At 66.6% G+C, this 20,226-nt stretch carries 11 protein-coding genes and 1 tRNA gene; 8 read left to right on the forward strand and 4 right to left on the reverse strand.

What is annotated here, in order from left to right; translation table 11 throughout:
- The first annotated feature begins 224 nt into the window (after positions 1-224).
- Positions 225-1,865, forward strand: a complete 1,641-nt coding sequence (locus AC07UH_RS14880; RefSeq protein ID WP_171009356.1) for a Na+/H+ antiporter — start codon at positions 225-227, stop codon at positions 1,863-1,865.
- 3 nt (positions 1,866-1,868) lie between these two features.
- On the opposite strand, the gene AC07UH_RS14885 is transcribed toward AC07UH_RS14880, so the two are convergent.
- Positions 1,869-2,969 carry a diguanylate cyclase domain-containing protein gene (locus tag AC07UH_RS14885; protein WP_495180865.1) on the reverse strand — a complete coding sequence of 367 codons (1,101 nt, stop codon included), beginning with the start codon at positions 2,967-2,969 and terminating at the stop codon, positions 1,869-1,871.
- A 680-nt stretch (positions 2,970-3,649) separates the two neighbouring features.
- Between AC07UH_RS14885 and AC07UH_RS14890 the strand changes: the two genes are divergently transcribed.
- On the forward strand, positions 3,650-5,623 hold the full coding sequence (locus AC07UH_RS14890; protein ID WP_495180866.1) for a putative bifunctional diguanylate cyclase/phosphodiesterase: 1,974 nt from the start codon (positions 3,650-3,652) through the stop codon (positions 5,621-5,623).
- Between the two features lie 11 nt (positions 5,624-5,634).
- Here the strand turns inward: AC07UH_RS14890 and AC07UH_RS14895 are convergent, their stop codons facing one another.
- The gene (locus tag AC07UH_RS14895; protein ID WP_081974544.1) at positions 5,635-6,561 is read right to left on the reverse strand and encodes a crotonase/enoyl-CoA hydratase family protein; all 927 of its coding nucleotides are present in this window, start codon (positions 6,559-6,561) and stop codon (positions 5,635-5,637) included.
- On the opposite strand from AC07UH_RS14895, the gene AC07UH_RS14900 reads away from it, so the two are divergent.
- From AC07UH_RS14900 to AC07UH_RS14920, 5 genes are all read left to right on the forward strand, one after another.
- Positions 6,560-6,841, forward strand: a complete 282-nt coding sequence (locus AC07UH_RS14900) for a hypothetical protein (protein WP_495180867.1) — start codon at positions 6,560-6,562, stop codon at positions 6,839-6,841. The two genes, AC07UH_RS14895 and AC07UH_RS14900, sit on opposite strands and share 2 nt — an antisense overlap.
- Before the next feature lie 428 nt (positions 6,842-7,269).
- On the forward strand, positions 7,270-10,716 hold the full coding sequence (locus tag AC07UH_RS14905) for a glycosyl hydrolase 2 galactose-binding domain-containing protein (RefSeq protein WP_495193953.1): 3,447 nt from the start codon (positions 7,270-7,272) through the stop codon (positions 10,714-10,716).
- Positions 10,717-10,878: 162 nt separating this feature from the next.
- Positions 10,879-12,405 (forward strand): sialate O-acetylesterase, encoded by a 1,527-nt coding sequence (locus tag AC07UH_RS14910; RefSeq protein ID WP_495180869.1) that lies wholly within the window; start codon positions 10,879-10,881, stop codon positions 12,403-12,405.
- 118 nt (positions 12,406-12,523) lie between these two features.
- Positions 12,524-13,759: a glycoside hydrolase family 27 protein gene (locus tag AC07UH_RS14915; RefSeq protein ID WP_495180870.1), complete on the forward strand. Its 1,236-nt coding sequence runs from the start codon at positions 12,524-12,526 to the stop codon at positions 13,757-13,759.
- A 189-nt stretch (positions 13,760-13,948) separates the two neighbouring features.
- On the forward strand, positions 13,949-17,863 hold the full coding sequence (locus AC07UH_RS14920; RefSeq protein WP_495180871.1) for a TonB-dependent receptor domain-containing protein: 3,915 nt from the start codon (positions 13,949-13,951) through the stop codon (positions 17,861-17,863).
- Positions 17,864-18,235: 372 nt separating this feature from the next.
- On the opposite strand, the gene AC07UH_RS14925 is transcribed toward AC07UH_RS14920, so the two are convergent.
- Positions 18,236-18,311 (reverse strand) — tRNA-Thr (locus AC07UH_RS14925).
- A gap of 177 nt (positions 18,312-18,488) precedes the next feature.
- Between AC07UH_RS14925 and AC07UH_RS14930 the strand changes: the two genes are divergently transcribed.
- Positions 18,489-19,400 carry a PAS domain-containing protein gene (locus AC07UH_RS14930; RefSeq protein ID WP_495180872.1) on the forward strand — a complete coding sequence of 304 codons (912 nt, stop codon included), beginning with the start codon at positions 18,489-18,491 and terminating at the stop codon, positions 19,398-19,400.
- Here the strand turns inward: AC07UH_RS14930 and AC07UH_RS14935 are convergent.
- Positions 19,397-20,182, reverse strand: coding sequence for a DUF3108 domain-containing protein (locus AC07UH_RS14935; RefSeq protein ID WP_495180873.1), 786 nt, complete (start codon positions 20,180-20,182; stop codon positions 19,397-19,399). The genes AC07UH_RS14930 and AC07UH_RS14935 overlap by 4 nt on opposite strands.
- Positions 20,183-20,226: the final 44 nt, after the last annotated feature.

Raw genomic sequence — 20,226 nt, forward strand, 5'->3', positions numbered from 1 at the left:
GGGGGAGGTGGCGCGGCGAAGCCGTGACGGAGGGAGAGGTAAGCGGTCACTTCGGTTCCGTGTCCTCCCCCTCCGTCATGCCTGCGGCATGCCACCTCCCCCTGGCGGGGGAGGACTTTCAATGAATACCGATTTCGCCTGAGTCGATCGCCGATGGCGCGGACGGGGTTGTCCTGCGGTGACGGAGCCAGATAGGGGAACACCATCTGACCCGGGAGTGCCGTTTGGAAGCCGTATCGATCGTCCTGTTCCTGTTGCTCGCCGTCGTCATGAGCGGCGCGGTGTCGCGCATGCTGCCGGTGTCGGTGCCGACGCCATTGGTTCAGATCCTGCTCGGCGCGGTAATTGGCCTGTCGACCTCCTATCGCGTCGAGCTCGATCCCGAGCTGTTCTTGCTGCTGTTCCTGCCGCCGCTGCTGTTCCTCGACGGCTGGCGCATCCCCAAGGACGAATTGCTCAAGGATCTGTCGACGGTGGTCGAGCTGGCGCTCGGCCTCGTGCTGCTGACGGTGATCGGCATGGGCTTCTTCATCCACTGGATGATCCCGGCGATGCCGCTCGCGGTCGCCTTCGCGCTCGCCGCCGTGGTGTCGCCGACCGACCCGATCGCGGTCTCGGCGATCGCCGCGCGGGTGCCGATCCCGAAGCGGATGATGCATATCCTCGAAGGGGAATCGCTGCTCAACGACGCCTCTGGCCTCGTCTGCCTGCGCTTCGCGATCGCCGCGGCGCTGACCGGCACCTTCTCCGCCGCCTCCGCCGCGACCAGCTTCCTGTGGGTCGCCGGTATCGGCCTCGCGGTCGGCATCGTCGTGACGCTGGTCGTCACCCGCATCAAGGCGTGGGTGTCGCGGCGGTTCGGCGAGGAGCCGGGCTCGCAGATCCTCGTCAGCCTGCTGATCCCGTTCGGATCGTATCTGCTCGCCGAGCATATCCATGCCTCGGGCATCCTCGCCGCGGTGTCGGCGGGGGTCACGATGACCTTCGCCGAAATCTCGCGACAGGCGCTGGCGACGACGCGGATGCGGCGCAATTCGGTCTGGGACACGATCCAGTTCGCGCTCAACGGCATCATCTTCGTGCTGCTCGGCGAGCAGCTTCCCGCGATCCTCGCCGGCGCCAAGTCGACCGTGCTGCTGACCGGCCATCACGGGCCGGAATGGCTCGGCCTCTACGTGCTGGCGATCGTCGCCGGCCTCGCGCTGTTGCGCTTCGGCTGGGTTTGGGTGTCGCTGCGACTGACCCTGCTGCGGCGGCGGCTGAACAGCGAGGCGACGCTGCACAGCCCCGACTGGCGGCTGGTCGCGGCCATGTCGCTTGCCGGGGTGCGCGGCGCGATCACGCTGGCGGGCGTGCTCACCATCCCGCTGACGATGAACGACGGCAGCCCCTTCCCTGCCCGCGACCTCGCGATCTTCCTCGCCGCCGGGGTCATCATCGTGTCGCTGGTGCTGGCGAGCATCGCATTGCCGATCCTGCTCAACGGCCTGACGATGCCGGCCGAGCCGTCGAAACAGGCCGAGGAGGACGCCGCACGCGTCGCCGCCGCGGAGGCGGCGATCTCGGCGATCGAACGGTCGCAGCACGACCTCGCCGAGCGTGACGGCAACGCCGATTTCTACGCCGCCGCCGGCACGCGGGTGATGGACCTGTACCGCGAGCGGATCGAGAGCCGCAGCGGCTCGGCCAAGGCGTCAGCGGAGGCGCGGTTGCAGGACCGGCTGGAGCGCACCTTCCGCCTCGCCGGGATCAAGGCCGAGCGCGCCGCGGTCGTCGAGCAGGTGCGCGAGCGCGCGATCGGCAGCGCCACCGCGCAGAAGCTGATCCGCGAACTCGACCTGCTCGAGGCGCGCTACCGGATCTGACGGTCAGCGCGCGGCGAGCGTCGCGCGGCCGATGCCGCCGCCGCTCTGCTTGGCCTGGTAGAGCGCGGCATCGGCGAGCGCGACCAGCTCGTCGAGATCGCTCTCGTCGCCGCCGGCGGTCACGAAGCCGAGGCTGACGCCGATCTCGATCTGATGCGTGTCGATCTCGTAAGGCGCCATGATCCGCCGCACGAGGGTGCGCGCGAAGAGGTCCGCCTCGCTCTGGCTGCGCACCCCCGACTGGATGATGACGAACTCGTCGCCACCGACCCGCGCCGCCGTGTCGTGCGGCTGGAGCACCGAGCGGACGCGATCGCTGACCGCGGTCAGCAGCGCGTCGCCGGTCGGATGGCCATAGCGGTCGTTGACCGGCTTGAACGCGTCGAGATCGAGGCAATGGATCGCGATATCATATTCCTCGCGCATCTGGCTGGTGAACGCCTCGCGCAGGCCGAGCCGGTTGGGCAGCTTGGTGAGCGGATCGACCCGCGCCAGCGCCGCCATCGCCTGACGCGTGATGATATGTTGGCGCGTCGCCTGATAGAGATGGCGGATGCTCTGGAATGCGGCGAGCATGAAGCAGATCAGGCTGGCACCGAGCAATTGATGCGGGCTGTCGGCCCGCAGCATCGCGCTGATTGCGATCGGCATCGCGCTGAGCACGAGGCAGGCGGTCGCCAGCCACGGCCGGATCGAAGTGTGCGCGACCAGCCCCGAGCAATAGCCGAACAGCAGGCCGGTCGCGAGCATCTGCAACAACACCGCGTCGTGGACGAAGGCGCGCGCGCCGAGCATCCCCAGCGAGAATGCCAGACCGAGGCTGAACACGGCGAACGCCTGCGCCCAGCGGTCCTGCCGGCGCACCGCCAGATCGGCCCGCCGCTGATGCGCGGCGATCAGCGCCAGCTTGAGCGTCGCGCAGACGACGCCGGACACCAGCGCCCCCCAGGCGATGGGATCGTGCAGGTCGCTGGCGATCTTCAGTCCCAGCGCCGTGAAGATCGCCGTCATCACCGCATTCGGCAGCGCCGTCGCGAACAGCGCGTTGCGCAGCTCGACTCGCACCGGCTCGGCGGTCGTACGGCGAGAGGAAGGCGACGTCATGGTCATCGGTTACCGCGATACAACGAATTAGGGGTTAATTTCACGCCAAATTGGCTGTTCCCGCAAGTAAAGTGCGCAAGGCCTTTAATGTCTAATTTGGACTCAATCGAAGGGCTGCTGGTTTATCGGGTCGCGGTGGCGGTCGAGCATTTGTGACGCTGGAGAGAGACAAATCTACCAGCGATCGGGTATTGGCTGCACCTTCGTTCCTTAGGTCGACATCTAAGACTGCGCATCCCGTCGACACCGCACGGGCATGGCGTCGCAGAAGCCGGTAGCGTCACGCACGATGATGCGTTCGCACGCCGCTGCGATAGTCGTCGCAAGACCCCGCACCTTCCACCAGCTGGGCTATCGCACATGGCTGCAGTGATGAGGCTCGATCGATTTCCTCATTAGATTCGTCACCCCGGACTCGTTCCGGGGTCCACCGGGCCGCGAGAGAACGGCGTCGAATCAAGCCTTTCTCCTCGCCGCGGGGTGGACCCCGGAACAAGTGCGGGGTGACGGGGTGGGCTTGGAAGACGGCAGGCTCGCACGAGCGTCCATCTACGATCGCCCTGCTCACACCGGCAAGCTGCTGCATTTCCTGCATTCGTCCGCGCGATTATGCGACGGGCCGAGGGCCGCCGACGGCATTCGTTTGTTTCTTCTACACTTCTGTTGCGCATGGTAACCATATGACCGGTCTCATTTCCCGCCTCAGACGGCTGCGCCATTCCGATCAGGCGATCGCCGCCTCGGTGCGCGAGACGCTGGTAGAATCGCTTTATGCCTCGCCGCAGTCGCTGGTGATCGGCGCGCTGACCAGCAGTGCGATCGTCGCGATCGTCGCGCTGGTCAGCGGTACGCCGTCGATGCGCGCCTGCGCGGTGGCGATCGCGGTCGTCGCCAGCATCCGCGTCGGCGACGCCGTCCGGCTCCACCGCCGCAGCCCGACCCACGCGCTGCCGACCGGCGCCTGGGCCCGGCGGCAGGAGTTCATCTATCGCGCCGGTGCGGTCTGCTATTCGGCGTTGCTCGGCACGTTCGGCATGCTGACGCTGATCAACAGCAGCGACGGCGTCCTCCAGTTGCTCGCGGTGACGACGACGATCGGCTATGCCGCGGGCATCGCCGGGCGCAACGCCGGCCGGCCGTGGATCGCGCTGGCGCAATTGTGCTTCGCCTCGCTGCCGCTCGCCGCCGGGCTGATCGTCTCGCTCGAACCGCTCAAGATGGCACTCGCGGTGGTCATCCTGCTGTTCGTCGTCGCGATGATGGACATCACGCTGCAAACCTATGGCGTCATCCTCAAGGCCACCGTCGTCTCGCGCGAGAAAGCGGCGCTGGCCGAGCATCATGCCGCGATGGCGCGCCGCGACGACCTGACCGGCGTCGCCAACCGCACCGCCTTCCGCGAACAGTTCGAGGCGCGGTTGCAGGCGCTGGCCGGGGCCGACCGTCGCCTGGCGATCCACTGGATCGACCTCGACCGCTTCAAGGAGATCAACGATTCCTTCGGTCATCTCGCCGGCAATGCGTTGCTCGCCGGCGTCGCGCGCCGCCTCGATGAGGCGTTCGCGGGCCACGGCATCGTCGCGCGGCTGGGCGGCGACGAATTCGCCGTCGTCTGCGAGATCGCGGGATCGGAGGACGCGCTCGCCACCGGTCGTCGGATCATCGATCTGGTCGCGCTGCCGGTGCATCACAACGGCCGCATGCTGCACGTCGGCGCCTCGCTCGGCATCGCCATCGCCCCCGCCGACGGCACCGACGCCGACACGTTGCTCAAGAATGCCGACCTCGCTTTGTACCGCGCCAAGGACAGCGGCCGCGGCCAGATGTGCCTCTACGAACCGCTGATGGACGAGAAGATCGAGCGCAGCCGCACGCTCGCCGCCGATATGCAGGGGGCGCTGGAACGCGGCGAATTCCATCTGATGTTCCAGCCGATCTACGATCTGGCCGGCGAACGCATCCTGTCGTGCGAGGCGCTGCTGCGCTGGACCAGCCGCAACCACGGCGCGATCTCGCCCGCCGAATTCATCCCGATCGCCGAGGACAACGGCCTGATCGTCGCGATCGGCAGCTGGGTGATCCGCGAGGCGTGCCGCGTCGCCAGCGACTGGCCCACCGAGGTCAAGATCGCGGTCAATCTGTCGCCGATCCAGTTGCGCTCCGCCAATCTGCCGACGGTCATCATGGGCGCACTGGCGAGCAGCGGCTTCGCCGCCGACCGGCTCGAGCTGGAGGTGACCGAATCGGTGTTGCTCGAGGATATCGAGGCGTCGCTCGCCGCGCTCGACGCGATCAACCGGCTCCACGTCCGCACCACGCTCGACGATTTCGGCACCGGCTATTCGTCGCTGAGCTATCTCACCAAATTCCCCTTCCAGACGCTCAAGATCGACCGGTCGTTCATCACCGACCTCGAACAGAGCCATGCGTCGGTGGCGATCGTCCAGACGGTGATCGACCTCGCCGCCAAGCTCGGCATGCGCACCGTCGCCGAGGGCGTCGAGACGCAGGCGCAGCTCGACCAGTTGCGCCGGACGCGTTGCGACGCGGTCCAGGGGTATCTGCTGGCGCGGCCGATGCCGGCGAACATGGTCGGCGCCATGTTCGCCGGCGGAGCAGCGGGGAGCGAGGCCAGGGCGCACGGGCGCGCCTGACCCCGCATGGCTCAGGCCACCGCTTTGTCGAGCAGGCGCGATTGCGCGCCGACCAGACGGCGCATCAGCTTGAGGTCGGTCTCGTTGAGCCGCAGCGCCGCATCGGCCCACAGGTCGACCACCGCCTCCAGCTCGGCGAGCGGCAGCGGGTTGACCGAGCGCGACGCCTCGTAGATCGCGCAATGGCCGCTGTGCCGCCGCCGGTTCTGGCGGATGTAGGTCTCCACCTCGGCACGCCCCCGCCCCGGATCGGCGAGCGCGTGGATGATGCCGAGGTCGTAGAGTTCCTCCGCGCTGTACGAGCGGCCGCTGAGGATCATCTGCTCGGCCCGCGCCGAACCGAGTCGCCGCGACAGGAAGCAATGCGCCCCCATCCCTGGGAACAGCCCGAAATTGGTTTCGGGCAGGCCGAAACTGGTGCCGCGCTCGGCGATGACGACGTTGAACGACAGCAAGGCCTCGAAGCCGCCGCCCAACGCGTCGCCCTCGACCAGCCCGATGGTGATGATCGGCCGTTCGAGGCTGAGCATGTTGCGATGGAGGATGCGGACGCAAGCCCGGCCGTAGCGGACCAGGGCGTCGCGATCGCCGTGCCGGATGTGCGTGGCGAACAGGTCGAGATCGCCGCCCAGCGAGAAGACGCCGGGAAAGCGCGAGCCGAGTACCAGATAGCGGATCGGCATCGCGCCCGAGCCATGCGCCGCGACGATATCGTCCTGCCATTGGTCGAACGCGGCGAGCAGACCGGGATTGAAGCTCGGCCGGCTGCGCTGGCGCATATAGGTCCACAACGTGCCGAGGTCGGGATCGAACTCGGTCTCCAGATCGGTCAGGTCGAACGGCGCGCGCCGGATCGGCTGATGGGGAAGCTCGGCCGCGACCGGACCGGATTGCGTCCTCCGCTGAACGGGTACGACGGGGGGATATTCGAGGGTCATGACGACGTCCTTCTGCACGTACAGCAAGGTGCTGCGGCCGGAGTCTACGTCGAAACGCCGCGCTAAGCGGCTGATGGATAAGGGGTCGTGGCGCATGCCATACGGCGTTGGCCGCAGCGCCGGCACCTTACCCCGCTTCGCCGCTTACGATCTGGTTACCCTTCGCGGTTACGATCCGTCGCGAGGGAGAACACCAATGACCTGCTACATCGTGCTCGGTGCGTTCATTGCCAGCAACGTGGCCCTGATTGCAGGGGTGATGCTCAACCAGCGGGGGTGAGCGCTCTGCGCCCGGCCGCTGCGGCGGTGGGGCTATGAAAAGTGCCCGCCCCTTTTGACGGAGGCGGGCAGAGGCTGCATGCCCGATGAGAGGTTCCGACTCAGTCGGCCATGCTGAAGCCTACGCTCACCATGACGAGTCGTCTTGAGCAAAATCGCTGCTTGGCTTGCCGCCACCGGCTCTCTCCATCCGATACCGCGCCGATCGTGAGTCACGACACGGCGGCTCCAAGAATCTGGACGCTCGATCGGGCCACATCTCGTGAGCGCGAGGAGGAGCCAGCCCGTCGCAGGCGGACGCCAAGCATGCCGTGATCGTCCGACGTTGCATGTCGCCGTACAGAGTATAGGTCGAGGGGAGCGACCGGATGCAGCGTATCCGGATGATAAGGCGCCGGCGACGACCGCACGCCATCAGAGAGGATTATGATGCGATCACCGCCGCTTATCGCCACCCTGCTGCTCGGGGCCGTCCTGCCCTTGCCGCTCGCCGCACAGGTCCCTGCGGCCGGCACCGCGGGCGTCATCGCCAACGCCGGTCCCTACAATGTCGCTATCCTGGCCGGGGGCATCGGGGTCGAGCGCCCCCTCGACAAGGCCGGCGACGCGGTCGCGCCGGGCGCATCATGGACGCTCTCCACATGGGTGCGCCCCGATGCGAGCGCGGCCAACGGCATCCTGATCGCCGTCGGCGACCCGCTCGGCGCCTGCCGTTGCCTCGGCCTGATCGACGGCCGGTTGAGCGTCACGGACGGCGCGGTGCGGATGACCGGCGGCGGCAGGCTTGCCGCCGGCCGCTGGACGCAGGTCGCGGCGGTCGCGGACGGCCGGACGCTCACGCTCTATGTCGACGGTCGCGCCGTCGCGACGCGGGCGAGCCGCCCGTCCGGGGTCGCGCCGCGGCTGGCGATCGCCCCGGTCGTCGGCGCGGGCGACGCGCTGCGGCATTTCGGCGGATCGCTCGCCGATGCGCGCTTCATCCCCGCCGCGCGAGGCGCGAGCGAGATCGCCGCCGCGGCTCGCGATCGGCCGGATTTCGCCTCGGTGCAATTCTGGCAGGTCGGCGTCGGCTGGCCCTTCCAGAAGCAGGCGAACATCGGCCTCACCCAGCAGCAGGATGCCTGGACGCTGCCACGGGCGCGGGGCGTCGCGACGACGCCGCCGGCGGTGCGGCTGCCGTTGCCACCCACCGGTCTGGCGCGGGCCAGCGACGGACGCTGGCGGGTCAATGGCTGGCAACTCGCCGCCGCGCCCGAGGTTCGCGAGGACGGCGCGGCGCTGTCCCGGCCCGGGCGTGCGAGCGGTACCTGGCGTCCCGCGACCGTGCCCGGCACGGTGCTGACCACGCTGGTCGACCGCGGCGTCTATCCCGACCCCTATTACGGCCTCAACAACCTCAGGATCCCCGAAAGCCTCGCGCGCCAGGATTATTGGTACCGCACCAGCTTCACGGTGCCGGCGGAGGCGGCCGGCAAGCGGCTGACCCTGGTGTTCGGCGGCATCAACTACGCCGCCGACATATGGGCCAACGGCCGCAAGCTCGGCGATACGCGCGGGGCGTTCATCCGCGGCCAGTTCGACCTGACCCCCGTTGCCGGCGAAAACGTGCTGGCGGTCCGCGTTTCGCCACCGCCGCACCCCGGCATCCCTCACGAACAATCGATCAGCGGCGGCGTCGGGGAAAATGGCGGTCAACTCGCGATCGACGGGCCGACGTTCGTCGCGACGGAGGGCTGGGACTGGATTCCGGGCATCCGCGACCGCGACACCGGGTTGTGGCGCCCGGTCGATCTGCTCGCGCACGGCGACATACGGCTGCTCGACCCGCATGTCGTGACCGACCTGCCGTTGCCGCGCACCGATCGCGCCGACGTTTATGTCACCGTACCGATCCGCAACGATGGCGCGACACCACGCCAGGTGACCGTACGCGCCGCCTTCGGCGACGTCCGCGTCGAGAAGACGGTGACCGCGGCGCCCGGCGAAAGCCAGGTGGCGTTCACCCCGGGTGACTTCGCCCAGTTGCACGTCGCCAACCCCAGATTGTGGTGGCCGAACGGCTATGGCGAACAGGCGCTGTACCAGCTCTCGCTCGAGGCGCTGGCCGATGGCCGGATCTCCGATACCCGCACCGATCGCTTCGGAATGCGCGAGGTGAGTTATGATCTGTCGCTGTTCGACACCGCGGGGGCCCTGCGCCGGGTCAACGTGCAATTCACCGATGGCAGCCTGCGTGGCGAGCGGTTGCTCGACATCCGTCATGAGGCGATCAAGCAATCCCCCAACGGCTGGGCGGAATCGCTGACCGTAGCCGGCGAGCGATCACCCGCGGTGACGTCGGTCGCGACGACCATGCCGGAACCGCATCTGACGATCCGTGTCAACGGCGTGCCGATCGCCGCACGCGGCGGCAATTGGGGGATGGACGACGCCATGAAGCGCGTCAGCCGCGAGCGGCTGGCGCCATATTTCCGGTTGCAGAAGGAGGCGCATATGAATGTGATCCGCAACTGGATGGGCAACAACACCGAAGAGGAATTCTACGATCTCGCCGACGAGAACGGCATGATGATCCTGAACGACTTCTGGCAGTCGACCCAAAATGCGCAGGTCGAGCCGCAGGACCCGCAACTGTTCCTCAGCAATGCCGACGACGTGGTGCGACGCTACCGTAACCATCCGTCGATCATCCTGTGGTTCGGCCGCAACGAAGGCGTGCCCTATCCAGCGCTCAACGAAGGTCTGGACGACGTCATCGCGCGCGAGGACGGCACCCGCTGGTTCACCGGCAGCTCCAACGTCATCAACCTGCAGGGGTCCGGCCCCTATAATTACCGCCCGCCCGTGGGCTATTTCACCGGACTAGCCACCGGCTTCTCGGTGGAGACGGGAACGCCGTCGCTGTCGACGCTGGAATCGGTCCGAGCCACGATGCCCGACAGCGAGACCTGGCCGCTCAGCGACACGCTCGCCTACCACGACTGGCACGTCAGCGGGAACGGCGACACCAAGACGTTCATGGTGGCACTCGACACGATGTTCGGTCCCGCGACGAGCTTCGCCGATTTCGAGCGCAAGGCGCAGATGATGAATCTGGAAACGCACAAGGCGATGTACGAGGGGTTCCTCGGTCATCTCTGGACCAGGAATTCCGGGCGGCTGCTGTGGATGACCCATCCCGCCTGGCCATCGAACACCTGGCAGATCTACAGCTCCGACTACGACACCCACGCCGCTTACTACGGCGCGAAGAAGGCGGCGGAGCCGCTGCACGTCCAGCTCAACCTGCCGGGCAACGAACTGGTCGTGCTCAACACCACGCGCGAGGCACGCGCCGGCCTGCGCGTCTGCACCCGCGTCGTCGGCCTCGACAATGCCGAATTGTTCTCGCGCGAGGACCGGGTGAACGCCGCCGCCAACGCCGCCACCCCCCTCGCCGCCATTCCGCTGGATCGGCTGTTCGCCGCGCATCCGATGCTGCTCGTCAGGATCGAGATGTCCGACGCCTCGGGACGGATCGTTGCCGAAAACTTCTACTGGCGCGGCAAGGACGAGGCCGCCTATCGCGCGCTGAACGACCTACAGGCCGTAGCGCTGACCGCATCGGCCGCGGCGACGCGGGACGACGGCGACGATCGGGTGGTGACGGTGACCCTCGCCAATAACACGGCCGTCCCCGCGCTCAGCGCCAAGCTCACCTTGGTCGACATGCACGGCACGCGGGTTCTCCCGGCCTTCTACAGCGACAATTACGTCGCGCTGCTGCCCGGGGAGGAACGTCGTCTCGAGGTGCGTTATCCCAGGACCGGCGGCCAGGCGACCGGGCTGACCCTGCGGGGCTGGAACGTCGCGGCGGGAGACGTTGCGATTCGGTGACCCGAACCGTGCGGCGTCCCGCTGCCGGGACGCGCTCGCCAGGGTCGTTGCGAACCGCCGGTCGATGCGGCGTTTCGCAATCCCACTAGCCCGTTGCCCGCATGCTGATAGGCTGCGCCGATATCCGGCGCGACCGTCAGGCCGGGACGCCCGGAGAGACCTATGATGATACGCCTGCTCGCCACCGCCGTGCTCGCCGCTGTCACGGCGTCGCCAGCCGCCGCGCAGCTCAGGCTGCCGCATCTGTTCAGCGACCATGCCGTGCTGCAACGCGATCGGCCGCTGCATATCTGGGGTTGGGCCACGGCGGGGGCGACCATCGCCGTCGCCTTGCACGACCAGCGCGCGACGGCGGTCGCAGACCGGCTCGGCCGGTGGGAGGTGTGGCTGAAGCCCGCTGCGGCGGGCGGGCCGTATGTCCTCTCCGTCGACGGCGGCGCGACCGAGGGCGCGGTGCGGGTCCAGGACATCATGCTGGGGGACGTCTGGTTCGCCTCGGGCCAGTCGAACATGGAGTTCCCGCTCAAGGGCTTCGACGGGGCGCCGTTGAAGAACGCCGCGGCCGAGATCGCCGCCGCGACGAACCCGCGCGTCCGGCTCCTCCACGTCGCGCACAAGGCCAGCACCGTCCCGCTGCGCGACATCGACGCGACGTGGACGGCCACCACGCCGGCGACGGCGACCGACTTTTCGGCGATCGGCTATTTCTTCGCGCGCGAGATCGCGGCACGCGAGCACGTGACGGTCGGCGTGATCGATTCGACCTGGGGCGGAACGCCCGCCGACAGCTGGGTATCGACCGACGCCTTCGCGACCAATGCGGCGCTCGCCCCGGCGATCGATGCGCGCGCGCGTTTCCAGCAGGACCAGACCGATGCCGACCTCGCCCTCGCCGCCGAAGCGCGGGAGGACGCCGCCATCCGCGCCACCGGCGGCACGCCGCCGACCCATCCCTGGCACCCGCCGGAGGAGGCATACCGGCCGTCGGCGCTCTACAACGCGATGGTCGCGCCGTTCACCGGCTACGGCATCAAGGGCGTGATCTGGTATCAGGGCGAGACCAACAGCAACGTTGCGCGCGCGCCTTATTACGCCGACCTGTTCCGCGGCCTGATCAGCGACTGGCGACACAATTTCGCGCAAGGCTCGTTCCCCTTCCTCTACGCACAGATTTCGTCGTTCGATTCGCCGGCCGAGAAATGGGGCCTGGTGCGCGACGCGCAACGCCGTGCGCTGGATTTGGTTGACACCGCGATGGCGGTGACCACCGATGTCGGTGATCCCGGCAATGTGCACCCGGGCGACAAGCAGACCGTCGCCGCCCGGCTCGCGCTCGCCGCACGCAACGTCGCTTATGGGGAACGCGTCGCCTATGAAGGCCCGTTGTTCCGCCAGGCGACCGGCGAGCCGGGCGGGATGCGCATCTGGTTCGACCATGGCGCAGGATTGACCAGCCGCGGCGCACCGGTGAGCGGTTTCGAGATCGCCGGCGCGAACCGCACCTTCGTCGCGGCGACCGCGCGGATCGAAGGCGACACAGTGATGGTCACCGGGCCGGTCCAGCAGCCCCGCTACGTGCGCTACAATTGGGCCAATGTCGTGCCCGTCAACCTCTACAATGCGGCAGGCCTGCCGATGTCGACCTTCACGTCCGAGGAGCGCATCCAGGGGCATGTCGCCTATCCCTGAGCGCATCACCGCGCGATCCCTCGTCACATCGGCGCCCGGCCGAGGCGCCGCGGGGCGGCGGCCGGCGCTGCGCGGACCGACGACGCACATGCAATCACACGAGAATGGAAGGTCAGCCGTGCTCAGAAAGACGTTGTTCCAGGTCATGGCTGCCGTGCTGGTGCAGGCCGCCACCCCGTCGTCGGCGCAGGAGGTGCTGGATCTCGACCCGAACACATTGGCGCCGTCGAAGGACCCGAAGCGGGTCGCGAACGGCCTCGCACCGACGCCGCCGATGGGCTGGAACAGCTGGAACAAGTTCGCCTGCAAGGTCGACGAAGCGACCATCCGCGCCACCGCCGACGCGATCGCGTCCAACGGCATGAAGGCGGCGGGATATCGCTACGTCGTCATCGACGATTGCTGGCACGGCACGCGCGACGCGAACGGCTTCATCACCGAGGACAAGGCGCGCTTCCCGAGCGGGATGAAGGCGCTGTCGGATTACGTTCATGCCAAAGGGCTGAAGTTCGGCATCTATTCGGATGCCGGCACGAAGACGTGCGGTGGCCGCCCCGGCAGCCAGGGGCACGAATATCAGGACGCGCTGCAATATGCGCGCTGGGGCGTCGACTATCTCAAATACGATTGGTGCTCGACGGGCGTTCGCAATGCCGAGGAAGCCTATGCCCTGATGGCGGACGCGCTCCGCGCTTCGGGTCGCGACATCCTGTTCTCGATCTGCGAATGGGGCAATTCCAGGCCGTGGCTGTGGGCGTCCAAGATCGGCAACATGTGGCGGACGACCGGCGACATCACGGACAAATGGACCGGGCATCACGGCTATAGCTGGGGCGTGGCGTCGATCGCCGACATGAATGAGCCGCTGTGGCCGTATGCCGGACCGGGCCATTGGAACGACCCCGACATGCTGGAGGTCGGCAACGGCGGCATGACCGACATCGAATATCGCGCGCATTTCGCGCTCTGGGCGATGATGGCCGCGCCGCTGATCGCGGGCAACGACGTCGTCCACATGGACCAGCCGACACGCGCAATCCTGCTCAACGCCGACGTCATCGCGGTCGATCAGGACGCAGCGGGTGTTCAGGGCCACCGCGTGTGGAAAGACGGTGATCGCGAAGTCTGGTCCAAACCCATGGCGGACGGGGGCCGGGCGATCTTGCTGTTCAACCGCGGCGAAACGCCCGCGACGATCGCCGCCGACTGGACGATGCTGGGATTGCCCGCATCGGTGCGGATGCAGGTACGCGATCTCTGGATGCAAAAGGACGTTGGCAGGCACACGAACCGTTACGCCGCGCAAGTCGCCCCTCACGGCGTCGTCATGCTCAGGCTAAAACACAAATTCTGAAGCCCCAATCGCTATCGCCACACAGCCGTCAAGGCACAGCGGCACATGTGGTCGATGCGGGACCGGATGTGAGCCAGATAGAATGGGTTCACAACGGACTTAATAGATGTTTGTTGCGCGCACTTGCTGCGGCGGCATCCTCGGCGCGCGGTGTGAGGCTGGGAACCTCGCACCATGCTGGGGGACATTATGATAACGAGATACCTTTCCGCCACTGCGCTGGCGTCCTTGACGCTGCTCGCCACGCCGGCAGCAGCACAATCCACACCACCGACGGGGGCCCGTACCACGCCGTCCGCAGCCGAACCGGGCGAAGGTGCCGATGGTACCGAAGCGCGCGACGGCGAGATCGTCGTGACCGGTTCACGGATCGCGCGGCCGGAGACGAGCGGCGTGCTGCCTGGCGCGCAAATTTCCGGTCAGCAGATCCAGAACCGCGGCTTCACCAACGCGCTGGAGGCGCTCAACGACAATCCGCTGATCGGTCCGGGCGCCAGCCCGCTAGACGGCAATAACGGCGGCCAGACCGCCAGCCTCGGCGCGGCGTTCGTCGACCTGCTCGATCTCGGCACCGCGCGCACCCTGACGCTTGTCAACGGCCGCCGCTTCGTTTCGGGCAACGCCGCATCCCTGTTCGTCGCCAACAATGCAACCGGCAGCCAGGTCGACGTCAACGTCATCCCGTCGACGCTGATCGACCGGGTGGACATACTGACCGTCGGCGGCGCCGCGGTCTATGGCACGGATGCCATCGCTGGCGTGGTCAACTACGTCCTCAAGGACAAATATGAGGGGTTCGAGGTACGCGGCCTGACCGGCATCACCGACCGCGGCGATGCCGGTCAATATCAGGCAAGCGCCATCGTCGGCAGGAACATCGCCGGCGGACGGGGAAACGTCGTTTTCTCGGCCGAATATACCCGCAACGACGGTTTGCAGGCGACGGCGCGCGATTTCCGCCTTGCCCGCCCCGGTTCATATACCAATCCGTTCAATGGCGGCGTCCGCAACCCCGCCTTCGCGCCGACTGCCTTCGTCGACGTCGCCAACCTCAACAACGGCGCCTTCCTCCGCTCGACCGATGACGGTCAACCGAGCTCGCGCTTCGGGCTGGGGTTCGTCAACCAGACCTACAGCAACCCCGGTACGGTGTTGAGCACCGCCAGCAGCAATTTCTATGCACCGTATACGCCGATCACGAGCGGCAACGGGGCCGCGCGGCGGACCAGCAATTTCATCACCTTCGCCAACGGCATCGCGCCGGTGGGTTTCGCGATCGCAGCCACCGACGCGTCCGGGCGGCGCACGACGATATCGACGCTCAACGACGGCTATTTCGCGACCACCGGCGCCCAGATTATCAAGGGCGGTCCGGGGGCCGACGCGATCTCCGGCAACGGTTTGAACGGTCGCACGACGCAGGCCGCCAATGTGCCGTTCACCACCTTCGCGCCCACGGCGCTGCCTTCCAACGTCACGGCGGCACAAGTGTTCGCGGCCTATGGCATCGTGCCGCCGGCGCAAACCGGCGGGCAGACCGCAAGCCAATATGGCTCTGCCCTCAACCTCCTCGCGATCAACACGCTTCAGGCGAACCGCTTCACCGCGCGCGAATTCTTTGCGGCCAATCCCGGCGTCAACGTCAATTATTATATCGGCACCTTCGACCCTCTGGTGCCACGCGTCGCCAACACGGACACAACGCTGGTCAACGTCAAGGTCAATGGCGGCACGGTCCAGGTCCCCGTCAACCAGGTGCTGCCGTTCCGCGCGGTGCCGCTCGAGTTCAACCCCGATGGATCGCTGCGCGAGATCCGCTTCACGGGGCCGGTCGGTCCGAACACGCCGCTGACGGTCAGCTCGTCGATCGGCGGCAATGGCGGTCTGCGCCGCGCATTGGAAAATACCGTGCTGCGCACGCAGCAGGACCGCTACATCCTCAATTTCCTGGGCCATTTCGATCTCAACGACGAGATCAGCGTCTTCACCGAGAACAATTACGCGAACGTGCTAAACCGTTCGCTCGGCAATATCGGCGGATCGCAAAACTACATCGCCTCGTCTCCCGAATATGCGCCGCTGCTGGTCAATTATAACAACCCGTATCTGACGGCGCAGAATCGGGCGGTTCTGGCGTCGGTCGGGATTTCGCCGACAGCGGCGAATAATGGTAATTTTCTCCTTACCCGACCGAACCAGGATATTCTCGGTGCGAACGAAATCACCAATCATCAGGAGACCTATCGTCTCGTCGGTGGATTGCGGTCGCGGTTCGAGTTGCTCGGCAAGGCCTGGAATGCCGAGGTATCCGGTACCTTCGGGCGATCGGTGCAGACGACGCGCATGCGATCGATCGCCGACCTCGAATATCAGCTCGCACTCGATGCGGTCGATCAGGGGCAGGCGACGACCGGCATCGCCAACGGCAATATCATCTGCCGTGCGCAGCTCTATCCCGGCCAGTATCTCGGCCGCACCCCAATCGGTACCGCAGAGAATCTTACACGGGTTCGCGGCGCCGACGGCATACCGACGCAGACGCTCGTCACGCCGGTCATCACGCAAAGCCTGATTGACGCATGCCGCCCGCTCAATCCGTTCGGCGACAACAATATGTCGGCGGAATCGAAAGCCTATGTCACCTCGCCGACGATCTTCCGCAACGTCTCGCAACAGACGTTTTTGCAGGCGACGTTCGGTGGCGGGCTGTTCGACCTGCCCGCCGGCGCATTGCTGTTCAATGCCGCCGGCGAATATCGGCGCGACGAGGCGGATTTCTCCTCCAACGAGCTGAACATCCTCGGTCGCAGCCGGCTTGCACCGTCAGCCAATACCCGCGGCCATACGACGACCTATGAAGTTGGCGGCGAACTGGTCGCCCCGATCGCTGGTCCCGACTTCCTGCCGTTCCTCGGCCACCTCGATTTCAAGCCGGCGGTGCGAGTGACGCAGCAGAGCGGGGCGTCCGACACGTACCGGACGCTGGCCGGCGCATTGGTGTCACCCAAGGCGCACGGCAAACCGCAGACGATCTATTCGCTGGCCGGCGAATGGCAGCCGATCCGCGACATCACCTTCCGCGGCAACTATACGCGCTCTGTTCGCCAGCCTTCAATCGTCGAATTGTTCCTTAGTGGCCAACCGACTTTCACCTCGACGCCAGACCTGTGCGGTCCCGTCAATATCGGCGCGGGCCAGGTGCCGACGATCCGGGCTGCCAACTGCCGCGCGGCGGTGATCGCGGCAGGCTTTGCCAGCGATCAAAACAGCGCCGCCACCTTCCTCGCCAATTTCACCCCCTCGGGCAGCAGCCTGTTGGGCACCTATTCGGGGACGCCCGATCTGAAGCCCGAGCGCGGCAAGAGCTGGACGGTGGGCGCGATCGTGACGCCACGGTTCATTCCGGGGTTGAGCCTGACAGCAGATTATATCGATCTGCTGTTGCAGGATACGATCACGCCGACCAATCTCTCGAAGGTCGTGCAGACCTGTTACGACAGCCCGACCTATCCCAATTCGGCGCCGCAGGTCGGCATCAATACCTGCGGACTGTTCTCGCGCGATGCGCAGTTCCAGTTCGCCAACGGGTTCAACGTCGGCTTCCTCAACCTCGGCGCGATCAAGATCCATGCGCTCAACCTGACCGGGCGTTATCCGATCGAACTGGGCCAAGGGCGGCTGACGCTGAGCGGGAGCGCCTACCATCTCATCACCTATCGCACCTCGTCAGCCGGCCAGTTCGCAACTGGCGACGATTACGAATCAGCCGGTTCGCTCGATCGTCCGAAGTGGAAGACGCAACTGTCCGCGCTCTACTCCCAGGGTGGATTTTTCGGGCAATTGACGTGGAACGTGCAGAGCGCGACGCGGATTTTCGTCAGCGGATTGCCGGCTACGGCAGAGCAATATTCGCTGACGCGCTATCCGGCGCTGCAAAACGTCGATCTGTCCTTCGGCGCGAACTTGAACGACCGGTTTCGCATCCAGTTCAACGTGAAGAACCTGCTCGATCAGACGACGGCCGGTTCTCTCGGCTACGTCTACGCAGATTATTACGACCAGATCGGCCGTCGCTATACGCTCGGCGTAACGACGAAACTATGATGAAGGATCACGGGCTGCAACCGCTTTGGCGATGCGTAGGCGCTGATCGTCGCACTGGCTTCGATCCGGCGGTGTGCGACTGAGAACGCGTGCCTCATTAATCCCTGCGCTCTTGTCTCACCTCCGCATCGGTTAGAGCGCAGGGGTCGGTAAGGAATATGGCTTTCGCCCCGTGCATTACTTCCTTCGATCGGAGGGCCCTCAATGCGCTTAAGCCTCGCTTATGCACCTCTCGCAGTCGAAGCGCTTGAAACTCGTGGGCGGAAAGCCATGCACCGAGTTTTCCTTGCCCAAGTTTACGATCCTCGGCTCGCAGGCCGACGATCGCCTCACAGGGTGCCGGACAAGTGATCGTTTACAAAAGGAAGGAAGTGGTGCCGCTTACAGGACTCGAACCTGTGACCCCCGCATTACGAATGCGATGCTCTACCAGCTGAGCTAAAGCGGCACGGGGTGATACGGGTGTAACGCCGTTCGGGGGTGCGCCTAACAGGTCGGATTGCCGCTGACAAGCGCCCAAGCACGCCGCATCTTCGCTTTGCCGGCTTTACGACCCGTTTACCACGGAGCGTGCACAAGCGGTCCGGACCAGGGTCGTGCGGCCCGGTGGATGAAGGGTTTGGGCATGGGTATCGCGCGCGGCTTCGAGGACGAGCGGCTGGACATCGACGGGGCGATCGGCGGAGCCATCGACGGGGCCGGCGAGCCGGACGTCGATGAGGGCGGCGTCGGGGATGCGATGTTCGAGCTTGGCGGCGACGAGCGGCGCATGCACGTACGCGCCTATAATCATTGGGTTTCCCTGCTGAGGGGACGCCCCTATCCGGAGATCGGCGATCTCGATCCGGCGCATATCGACTTTGGGCCGCACAGCGTCCTCATCGATTTCACCGGCGGGATCGACGACCCCACGATCGCCTTCCTCGGCGAGCGGCTGCGCCGGGAATGTGGGCTGGAGAGCGACATCGTCCGCATCGCCGACGTGCCGGGCCGTTCGCTGCTGTCGCGGCTGACCGACCATTATCTGCAGATCATCGCGAATCGCGCGCCGATCGGCTTCGAGGCCGAGTTCGTCGGCATCCGCGGCCGCACGACGCTGTACCGCGGCATCTTGATGCCGTTCTCGTCCGACGGCGAGGCGATCGACTTCATCTACGGCGTGATCAACTGGAAGGAGATGGTCGACGACGCGACGCAGGCGACGCTCGACGCCGAACTCGACGCCGCGGTCCGCGCCGCACCACGCGTTCCGGTCGCCACGCCGATCTGGGCGGACGGTCCGAGCAGCGGGCTGGAAATGGTGCACCTGCCCCCCGCCCCCTTCGCCCCCTTCCCCGACGATGCCACCACGGCCCGCGCCGGCGCGATGGCGGCATGGCGCACGTTGCCGGCGATCGGCACCGTCGCCATCGATGCGGAGGCGGACGAATTCGTCGTGCTGCTCGCCCGCGCCCGCTCCGACGGCACGCTCGACGTCATCAAGCGCGTCGCGGGCAACGACGCGATCGACGGCATCGCCCGCCTGCCCGACGCCTAGTCGCCCGCTTCGGGCGGTAGCAACGTCTTGACGAAATGGCCGCGCGGGCCGGCATCGCCCTCCTGCCGGATCATCACCTGCGTGCGCTTGGCGAACCACATCCGCGTCAGTCCGTGCTCGGGCGCGTTATAGTCGGTGGTCATCAGCCAGCAGTCGACCGGCTTGCCGTCGGGGCCGGCGATCCGCGCCGCACCGGCGATGGTGAAGCGATAGCGATCGGGCTTGCCCGATCCGGGATCGTAGAGGCTGGCGACGAAGCTGATCCCCGCCGCCATCGGCAGTTGTTGGAACCATTCGCTGTCGGGCACGAAATTGAACAGCGGCGCGCTGCCCGCGATCGCGAAGTCCCTGGCGTCGTTGCCGGCGCGATCGGCGATGCCCGTCACGCGCGCGCCGTCGAAGCGATAGGCGGCGGTCTTCGTCACGCCGTCACGCACAATGGTGCGGACCTGTTCGATCGGGCGCATCGTCCCCGCCTCCATCAGACTGTCCTCGCGGCGCACGCTGCCGTTCGGCCCCGCCCCGTCCCAGAGCTGCGCGACGCGGACAAGCCGGCGCCCGTCGCGTGTCTCGAAGCTGACCGTCCGCGACCAGATGTCGATCGCGGTGCGATGGCCGTCCTTGACGAGATAGCGCAGGTAACGCTGCGTCCCCGGCTTAGGCAACGCCGCGCGCGCGAGTGGCGCACCGACCCGTACCTCGACGTCTCTGCCCGTATCCTTCGCCATCGCCGGCGCAGCGAGGATCGCGGCCGCGCAGCACAGTATCGTCGGCGTTCTCATCAAGCACCCCCCATCCACCTCTGTGGTGTCCTATAAAGCTACCA

Source organism: Sphingomonas sp. GW821-FHT04B01 (assembly GCF_059420425.1).

What these genes read in the sequence shown, in the direction of transcription:
- AC07UH_RS14930 (WP_495180872.1), top strand. Translation starts at nt 18,489, where the DNA reads ATGGGTATCGCGCGCGGCTTCGAGGACGAGCGGCTGGACATCGACGGG.
- AC07UH_RS14920 (WP_495180871.1), top strand. Translation starts at nt 13,949, where the DNA reads ATGATAACGAGATACCTTTCCGCCACTGCGCTGGCGTCCTTGACGCTG.
- AC07UH_RS14895 (WP_081974544.1), bottom strand. Translation starts at nt 6,561, where the DNA reads ATGACCCTCGAATATCCCCCCGTCGTACCCGTTCAGCGGAGGACGCAA.
- AC07UH_RS14900 (WP_495180867.1), top strand. Translation starts at nt 6,560, where the DNA reads ATGACGACGTCCTTCTGCACGTACAGCAAGGTGCTGCGGCCGGAGTCT.
- AC07UH_RS14890 (WP_495180866.1), top strand. Translation starts at nt 3,650, where the DNA reads ATGACCGGTCTCATTTCCCGCCTCAGACGGCTGCGCCATTCCGATCAG.
- AC07UH_RS14885 (WP_495180865.1), bottom strand. Translation starts at nt 2,969, where the DNA reads ATGACGTCGCCTTCCTCTCGCCGTACGACCGCCGAGCCGGTGCGAGTC.
- AC07UH_RS14905 (WP_495193953.1), top strand. Translation starts at nt 7,270, where the DNA reads ATGCGATCACCGCCGCTTATCGCCACCCTGCTGCTCGGGGCCGTCCTG.
- AC07UH_RS14935 (WP_495180873.1), bottom strand. Translation starts at nt 20,182, where the DNA reads ATGAGAACGCCGACGATACTGTGCTGCGCGGCCGCGATCCTCGCTGCG.
- AC07UH_RS14910 (WP_495180869.1), top strand. Translation starts at nt 10,879, where the DNA reads ATGATGATACGCCTGCTCGCCACCGCCGTGCTCGCCGCTGTCACGGCG.